The 7251-nt window shown below is 46.9% G+C and carries 4 protein-coding genes; all 4 read left to right on the top strand.

All coding sequences use genetic code 11. The annotated features are described in order from the left end of the window. Positions 1–653, top strand: a 653-nt coding sequence (locus K2Q26_14325) for a hypothetical protein (GenBank protein MBY0316696.1), incomplete at its 5' end; no start/stop codon positions are given. Beyond that, positions 638–1783: a hypothetical protein gene (locus K2Q26_14320; protein MBY0316695.1), complete on the top strand. Its 1146-nt coding sequence runs from the start codon at positions 638–640 to the stop codon at positions 1781–1783. The genes K2Q26_14325 and K2Q26_14320, both read left to right, overlap by 16 nt. A 28-nt stretch (positions 1784–1811) precedes the next feature. Then, entirely contained in the window at positions 1812–4601 is a 2790-nt protein-coding gene (locus K2Q26_14315) for a PD-(D/E)XK nuclease family protein (GenBank protein ID MBY0316694.1), read from the top strand. Beyond that, the coding region (locus K2Q26_14310) for a UvrD-helicase domain-containing protein (protein MBY0316693.1) at positions 4577–7251 on the top strand (2675 nt) is incomplete at its 3' end. The genes K2Q26_14315 and K2Q26_14310, both read left to right, overlap by 25 nt.

The following is a 7251-nucleotide window of genomic DNA, read 5'->3' as shown; positions in this document are numbered from 1 at the left end:
CGATCACCTTGATGCAGTCATTGGGTCCGACTTTTTTGGCTCAGCGAGATGTGGCAACGATTTACGCCTCGGCCTTCTCAGGACGCTGCGGTTTAAATTTTGTAAACTTACTGACGAATCTTGAAAACTTGACGAGTGCTGGGGCGATCCTTGGTTCACTCATGGCTCTTTTTCCAGAAGGCAGCGACGAAAAGATCACCGACTGTGTTCTGGCCCAAGGGATTTTAGAATCTTTTGGAGATCACACTCAAAGAAATGCTGATGAAAACATCTTGATGGGGTTATCGAGCCTCACAAAAGTCGGAACGGTTCTCAGTCGCTATGCAGACACAGATAACGATGGAGTGACTGATGGATCCTTTGATCATTGCAGTACTGCGGATCTCCCGGATGATGCTGTGGGCGAGGTGGGAACGGGGATTGCGCTTTCGATTCTCAGTGTTTCTTCGGTGGCGTCGGATATCTCGGCAGATACCTTTGCTGAGATCACCGATCTTTGCGCGCTGGATCCCAATCTCAATGTTTTTTGTACGGTGACGAACAAAAACGATTATACCGCATTACAATTGCGCGCCTTGCGTGCGGTGATCGGCTCGAATGACTTTGGTATCTCAGCGTGTACGGGGGACTTTCTGACGTGCATTTGTCCTTAGTTCTTGTCTTCTCACTTCTATTTGCACGCACGGTCAGCGCCGCTGAGCTGGTGCAAAATTATTTATCGGCCCGGGCGATGGGTATGGGCGGGGCATACGCAACGATTGCGAAAGGTCACGATGCTATCTTTGTGAATCCGGCGGGACTTGCGACGCATAATGATTTTCAATGGAGAATTTCTGGTTTAACTCTCGGAATTAATGGAATTGATTCGTTTGATGAGTATCAGGATCTTTTCGACAACTCCGATGATGTGGCGAGTGTTGTAAATCAAATGTATGATAAACCCGTATGGGCTCGCCTTGATTTTATGACGTCCGTGAACTTTAAAGCCCTAACGATTGGAGCCTATGGGTCGAGCAATGCGGGACTGACGGTGACCAATCCCGCCTACCCGCAAATTGAACCTGGTTATTTTGCCGAATACGGTGCATTTTTGGGGTGGGGCGTAGAACTCGTTCCGCAGTATTTTGACTTTGGTTTTTTACTTAAGCGAGCCACGCGCTATGCGGGGAGCGGAAGTATTGGAGCTTCCTCGATCGCGTATTTAGATTCTGATGTTTTGGAAAGCCAGTTTAAGCGTAAGGGCACGGGCTACAGTGCGGATATCGGAGCAAAACTTAAGTTTCCCGTGGACTGGAATCCTACCATCGGATTTGTATGGAAAAATGTAGGGCACACTTCGTTTGATATTTCTGCTGATAATCCAAAACCTGCCAGTCTTCCTGATCAGATGGATGTAGGATTGGGATTTGAAAAAGATTTTTCGGCTTTTATCATCAGGCCCGCACTGGAGTATAAATATTTAAATGGAAGCGACATTCAGTTCGGAAAAAAAGTCCACGCGGGTGTGGAGCTAGAGTTCCCCCTCTTTATTTTACGTGGGGGTCTCAACCAAGGGTATTGGACGGCGGGAGCCACCTTGGATTTGTGGTTCCTCCAGGTGGATGCCGCAACCTATGGAGTAGAGATGGGTGAGTATCCCGGGCAAGACGAAGATCGCCGCTACGTCGTGCAACTGGTCGCAGACTTTGGCTTCAATCTCTCCACCGGTGATTTTTTCAGCATGAGCAAAGCGCGTAAACTCCAACAGCGCGAAGCCCGCCGTGGACTCAAGCAGCGCCGCTAGGAGGTACCAGTTACCTTTTGCGGAAGCGATGTGTAAAAAAAACCGAATTGGTTTTTTACACATCGCTTCCGCAAAAGGTAACTGGTACCTTCTACGTATGCTGCGAACGATTTCTATTTCTAATCCAGATCAAAAGCGCGACTTGCTCACGCGGTTTCAGCAAGACTCTTGGGTGGTGGCTCATATCGAGGCTCGCCGTTACATTCAGGAAGAGGGTTTAAAATTAAAGACCACAATTGCGGGTCAATCTGTTCAGCGGGCCAGCGAGCTGTGGTTAAAGCTTTTTACAATCAACTATCCGCAATGGAAAGTCGTTAGCGATAATTTTATCTATATTTTACTTGAAGACTGGTTTAACCGCGAAGCGATTCCGCTCGAGTATAAAGATATTGAGGCATTCTATAACTTTTTCGATCAAATTCTTCCGATACTTTCTTCGAAAAGTGAAAATTTGTTTGAGGAATGGTTAGCCATGGATCCCGAACTGGAGCGACGACTTTCGGGGTGGTGGAAATTGGCGCAGCGATTTTGGTCTCTACTGTCGGAGCAAAAATGGGTGACACGGGCCTGGTGTCCCGCCATTTTGCTCCAACATGAGGACCTCCTTTACCCCAGCGGATCTCGCTATGTTTTTGATCTCGGAACAGACGTCAATCATCTCGAGCTCGAACTGATTCTCAAAATGTCTCTTTCCTTAGAGGTGATGGTACTTATTCCTCAGTTGAGTCCAGCTGAAGATTTCCAGCGCATCCTTGGAATTTACGATCGAATTAAAGCAGCGGCTTCAACCAGTGAAAAGCCTGAGAGTTCGCCTCAGTCAAAACTTCAGACGAAAACACTTTCGTCGTCCTCCAGTTTACTTCGCGAAGTGAAAGTGGCAGTGGCTCAAGTGAGACTGTGGCTGGAGAGTGGGATTAAGCCTCAGCATATCGCCGTCGTCAGTCCCGTTATCGAAGATTATTGGAATATGTTGCGCTCACATTTACTCGTCGAAGGTGTCGCAGCCAATAAATCCTATGTCGCGCGCGCTATATCTCTGCCTGAGGTTCAAGTTTGGCTTTCACGAATTCATTTGCACCAGAACGAGTTTGATCAAAACCATTTAGAAGGAACTCTCTTTAACTCAGTCGATCCAGATCTTAGTACGATTAAATATCAGGACTTCCAAAAAAAGTTTTCTCGCGTTTACGATGAGCAAAAAGCGAAAAGCTTACTCCAGATGAAATTCGGCGAGGATCTCGCGCCCACGTACTCGATTGTTGAATTTTTAGATAAAGCCTACGCGCTTTGGTTAAGACCAGATACCAAGCTCATCGATCGAATTTCTGATGATATTTTTTCCGATGTCGAACCTCAGTGGCGATGGCCTTGGGAAATTTGGGTAAAGTATTTAGAGCTCTTCTTAGGTCGTCTCGAAATTCCCATACAGGCTCCAGAAAAAGAGGGAATCTGGGTGAACAATCTTGCGCCTTCGGACTGGGCCGATATCAGTCATGTGATTGTTCTCGGTTGCCAACAGGTTTCTCTGCGCGAGCAGTTTAAATCACCGGCCACCAACAAAGACATTTGGGCCATACAGAGAGACCTGGGCTTTTATTTGAATCAAACGGAGTCTCAGAAAAAAGAATTTGATCTATCCTGGCTCTTGACGAAGAATCTGTCTTCGATTTTGTTGAGCCGATCGGAAACGGATGCCAATGGTGAGCCGCAAATGACTTCGGGCTATTGGCTTAAGGAAAGTTTGAACCCCGAGAATCAAATTCTCCAGACGGGAATGTTATCACGTTGGGATGAGGTGATGCGGCAACCCCCCAAGGACATTTATAGTGAGCTCAAGATGTCCACCACCGATCAAGGCGTTATGACCGAGCGATTGGTGAGAGACCCGGAAGTCCCTTGGATGAAGGGGTTGGTTTCCACGAAGAGGCCCAGCGTTTCGGCGACCTCACTCACAAAACTTTCTCAATGTGCTTTTAAATTTTACGCCGAAAAAATTCTAAGCCTTTCCGAGAGTCATGTTTACGATCTCGATATCGATCCGATGTACCAAGGAAGTCTGATGCACCGAGTGCTTGAACTTCTGGTGGAGCGTTATCCCAGCTTGGAGATAACAAACGAAGAGCTCTCGTCGATTTACGATGAAGCCAGTCGCGAAAATGAAGTGGCGGGGGAGCATCAAGAGTTTTGGCGATTAGAAAAACCGCGCCATCTTCAATTAATAACCCGTTTTATTCAGGCTGAAAAGGAGTGGCGCCGGCAGTATCCGCAGACCAAGCCGGTGGCGCTCGAGCAATCCATCGAAGGATTTATTACTCCTCAGGACGATACCATTCTTCTTACCGCGCAACCGGTGAGTGACAACTCTCTGGCATTCCGAGGAAAAATTGATCGTGTGGACGAGGATCCTCAAGGATATCTTGGGCTCATCGATTACAAGGCGTCGAAGTCGGCAGGTATTTTATCTTTTAAAAACTGGGCGGGGAATGATCAGTTTCAACTGGCTCTCTACGCCATGGTGATTGAAGAAGGTGTGATTGAAGGATGGCTGGACCGCAAAGTGGGCGCCGCTTTCTATCTCTTTTTAAAAGATCAGCAGAGAGGTCAGGGTTTCGTTCTGGACGCTTGTGCAAATAGTTTTATGGCCACAAAGCCTGTCAGCGAAGATGATAAACAGAGCGTGTGGCAGGAAATGAAGTCCTCGATTGCAGTAGCATTACGTCACGTTAAAGAGGGTGATTTTAGACCGATTCCCAAAGACATTAAGCTTTGCGAAACGTGTGATTGGAGGTTGCTATGTCGAGCCCCACATCTTTCGTAACCCATGCGGTTCGTGCCGGAGCGGGTGCGGGAAAAACCTATCACCTCACTCATAAAGTGATGGATGTGGCCGATCAGTTTTTTACGCAACACAAGCGCTGGCCCACACTGCAAGTGACCACATTTACCCGCAAGGCCACACAGGAGCTCAACGAGAGGTTGTTACATCTGGCTATGGAAGAGAAGCCCCATCTCGTCGATTTTGTGACCTCAAGAAATCTGTTGCGGGTGAGTACCATCGACGCCGTTCTCGACGGATTTCTAAAAAAGCACGGTACGGTGATTGGGCTGTCTGCCGACTTTTCTTATATCTCCGCTGCCGATGCAAAAACGCTTTCGAAGAAGATCCTTAAACGAGTGATTGAATCGAATGAGGTTCATAAGGAAATTTTAGTTTATTTTTCTTTCTACCAAATTCTTAATCTTCTCAGTGAAGCGGTCTTCACGGACATTGATAACTATAAATTGATCGATACCGACACACTTAAAGAGTTTTTGGCGGAGCAACTCGCGACAATTCGAAAAAAGACGGAGGGTCTGGTTGAAAAAATTCAGGGAGCCGATTTGTCCGAACGCTGGACGGAGGCGGAGCAAGTTCTCTCCCAGGTCGCTTTACTTTTAAGAAAAGAAGATTGGAAACAGTCGTCGTTATCCGAAATTTTGGAGCATTTCGATACTAAGGGTTTAAAGTCTAAAAAAGAGCCCGCCTCTGAGGAGCTTTTCGCGGATCTCAAAGAACTTTTAAAAGATCTCGAAACTTTGTGTAAGCCGGCCTACGACCCCGGGCAATTTGAGTTTCATATTCGACTGAATCATTTGTTTTACGATCTGCTTCGCGATTACCAGGACCAGTTATTTGAAGAAAAAAAGAAGCTCAACAAACTACAGATTTCCGATTTGGCTCAGTTCTCATTAAAAATGATTCGGAATTTTCCCGATGCGGCTCAAACGTATTCTAAAGAGATCGACTACTGGCTGATCGATGAATTTCAGGACACTAGCCCGATACAGATCGAAATTTTAGATGCGCTCATGGGCGGTAAGCCATTCTATTTTGTGGGAGATCCTCAGCAAAGTATTTATCTATTCCGTGGGGCGCGCAGTGCGGTCTTTCTCGACCGCATCGAGTGGGCCAAGTCCAACAAGGGAAAAATTGAATTCTTAGATTCCAATTGGCGCTCCGAACCCTCACTCCTCGGATTTATCAATGACGTCTCGCAGGAGCTCGGAGAACACTTTGCCCCCATGAAGCCCGCTTTGGCGCCTTCGAGCGATCAGCCGTCGGCGATATTTACGATTGTTCAGGGGATTAAAGAGAAGTCAGAGGCGGAGGCCCTTGAGTTGGATTCCATCGCCCAGCACATTCGTAATTTGTGGGATAAGGGAGTCGATCTTAAAGACATCGCCATTTTAGTGAGAAAAAATGCGCAGCTTCAAAAGCTCAGTGAAGTTCTCACTCGTTGGAATCTCCCCCATCTGATTCATTCGACAGGATCCTATTGGCTCCGTCGCGAAGTTCAGGATGCGATGGCGCTGCTTAAATGCATCGTAAATCCGCATGACGATAACACGATGATGATTCTCCTGAGATCACCTTATCTGGCCATTCCCGAGCAGAAGTTGATCCAATGGATTGAAAATCGTAAGGCCTCCGTTTGGAAAACTGTGGAAGAGGCCCTTCTCAATGGTTCGCTCGGCGAAATGGGTCAAAGATTTGGCAAACAGCTCGCACTAAAGAGTGAGATCGGTATCACTGCCGCTTTTCAAAAATGCCTCTTGGAATTGGGATTTTTCGACACCCACCTCATGACGGACGAGGGAGGTCGCATCGAGGGTAACCTTTGGAAGTTTGTGCATCTCGTGAAGGAGTTCGAAAAGGAGCGTGGCGCCAATTTTGTGAAGTTCATCAATGATTGCCAGAGAGCCGCAGAGCTCGAGCGGACAAAGGATTTACCGAGTGCGGTCGAGACTCAACGAATTAACTTGATGACGATCCATGCTTCCAAAGGATTACAGTTCGACTATGTGTTTTTGCCTTTCCTGCATGAGAATCCGTTTCAAGAAAATCATCTCCAGTTCATAGTGGATGAGGATCGTAAGATATTTGCGATTCGCACGCCGAGCAGCACCGATTTGCAGACTTATGGATCTCTCCTTGAATCGCGAGTTCTTAAACAAAGTCACCTTAAAGAGGACGAGGAAAGTCTTCGCGTGTTTTACGTGGCGTTTACGCGAGCACGGAAATCACTTTATTTAAGTTGGAATCAGGATCCCGGAAAAAAATCTCCGGCACGGTTTTTATCGGGCTTTACCAGCGAACCCGGACAGCACACGAAGAACAGCTACACCTATCTAGTTCATCACATTGGCGAAAGCGGCAATTCGCAGAATATTTCGATTCCTAAAATTCAAATTCCTTTGCGAGCTCCTTACAACGAAAAATGGACTCGCTTCCAAACTCCAGTGGAGCCCATCGATCTTAAGAAAGAATCCCCGTCGTTTTTCGAAGGAAATAGTTATAGAAATTCTTTCGTCAACAAGCGCCGCGGGATTCTCTTTCATCGAATTATGGAAAGTTTAAAATACCCGGCGTCTCTCAATATGGTGGAACTCATTCAGTCGTGGTTTCCTGGCGAAGAAGACGAGATGGC

The organism is Bdellovibrionales bacterium (genome assembly GCA_019750295.1).
In the GTDB taxonomy this organism is placed as follows: domain Bacteria; phylum Bdellovibrionota; class Bdellovibrionia; order Bdellovibrionales; family JAGQZY01; genus JAIEOS01.
Note: the sequence above shows the minus strand (reverse complement) of the source record. Positions and strands in the feature narration are given on the sequence as shown.

Excerpts from the sequence above, each read along its gene's own strand:
- K2Q26_14315 (MBY0316694.1), top strand. The coding sequence starts at position 1,812 with ATGTGTAAAAAAAACCGAATTGGTTTTTTACACATCGCTTCCGCAAAA.